General features: G+C 77.6%; 1 protein-coding gene. It reads left to right on the forward strand.

What is annotated here, in order from left to right:
- Positions 1 to 442 precede the first annotated feature (442 nt).
- Positions 443 to 1,441: a glycosyltransferase gene (locus RIF68_RS36215; protein WP_309055929.1), complete on the forward strand. Its 999-nt coding sequence runs from the start codon at positions 443 to 445 to the stop codon at positions 1,439 to 1,441.
- Positions 1,442 to 1,556 lie beyond the last annotated feature (115 nt).

Below are 1,556 nucleotides of genomic sequence, written 5' to 3' on the forward strand. Positions count from 1 at the left end.
TCGGCCTCGTAGCGGGTGGTCGCGGCCTGCGCCGTGGTGCCGGACAGCGCCACGAGCGTGCCGGCCAGCAGGCTCACGCTCGCGGTGACGGATCGGGTGCGCATCGATGGGCTCCTGGGTGTGGGGGGCGTGTCGGCCAGAATTCAGATGAGTGAACGAGAGGTGCCGAGAATGAGGCTAGAAAGCGCTTTCATCGACGCTAGGGCGAGCATCGTGAACACGTCAATACGTAGGAACGTGGGAGAGATTCAGTGATGTGAACACGAGGGAGGGGGCGCGGTGGCCCCGGCGCGGGCTCCTGTCCGGGTGCGGCAGCCCCTCCGGCCGCCTACCGTGGCGAACGGAAGCGGCCGGTGCCGCCCGGCCGGGCGGGCTCCGCGCGGGCGAAGACCCGGCGGCCGGGGGACCGGCGACGACACGCGAAGGGGTCATGTCCGTGCCGATGCCCGAGCCCGGTCCCGGCCCCGTCCGGGACCCCGCGCCGCCGGCTCCCGACCGCCGCGTCACCGTCGTGGTGATCACCCGCAACCGCCGGGACCAGCTGCTCGCCACCCTGGACCGCCTCGCGGCCCTTCCGGAGCGGCCGGAGGTCGTCGTCGTCGACAACGACTCGACCGACGGCACGCCGGCCGCCGTCGCCGGCCGCCACCCCGGCGTGGCCGTTCTGACGCCCGGCCGCAATCTCGGCGCGCCCGGCCGCACCCTCGGCGTGCGGTACGCCCGTACCCCCTACGTGGCGTTCTGCGACGACGACTCCGGCTGGGAACCGGGCTCCCTGGCCCGTGCCGCCGACCTCCTCGACCGGCACGCCGGCCTGGGCCTCGTCGCCGCCCGGGTACGCGTCGGGGACGGCGGCGAGGACGACCCGCTCAACGAGGTGCTCGCCGCTTCACCCCTCGGTTCCCCCGGCGATCCGCCCGGACCGCGCGTGCTCGGCTTCCTCGCCTGCGCCGCCGTCGCCCGTCGCGCCGCCTACCTGGAGGCGGGCGGCTACCACCCGCTCCTCTTCCTCGGCGGAGAGGAGACCCTCTTCGCCTACGACCTCCTGGCCCGCGGCTGGGACGTCCGCTTCTGCCCCGAGGTGGTGGCCGTCCACAGCCCCGTCGGCGGCGTCCGCCCCGGCCGGCCGGCCGTGCAGCGCCGCAACGCCGTCGTCACCGCCCTGCTGCGCCGGCCGCTCCCGGTGGCCCTGCGCCAGGCCCGGGCCCTGGCCCTCGACGCCCGCCGGGACCCGGACGCCAGGGAGGCGCTGCGCGGCGTGCTGGCCAGGCTCCCGGCGGCCCTGCGCGAACGAAGGACCCTGCCGCCGGCCGTGGAGGCCGCGGCGCGCCGCGTCGATCTCCAGGGAAAGGCAGCGGCGGAAGCGCGTCCCGGACGCCGGCCCCGGGGCGGGGCGTCCCGTCGCGCCTCCGCGCGCGCGGGGAGCCCCGCCGACCGCTGAACGGCGCGGCGTGAGCGGGCGTGGGGCGGGCCGCCGGCCACGGGGGGCCGGTCCCGCCGGGTGGTGCGGGCGGCCCCCGGGTCCCGCGTGGAGTCCGCCGCACGGCGGGGCCTGC

This window comes from Streptomyces sp. (assembly GCF_031178505.1).
GTDB lineage: Bacteria > Actinomycetota > Actinomycetes > Streptomycetales > Streptomycetaceae > Streptomyces > Streptomyces gulbargensis.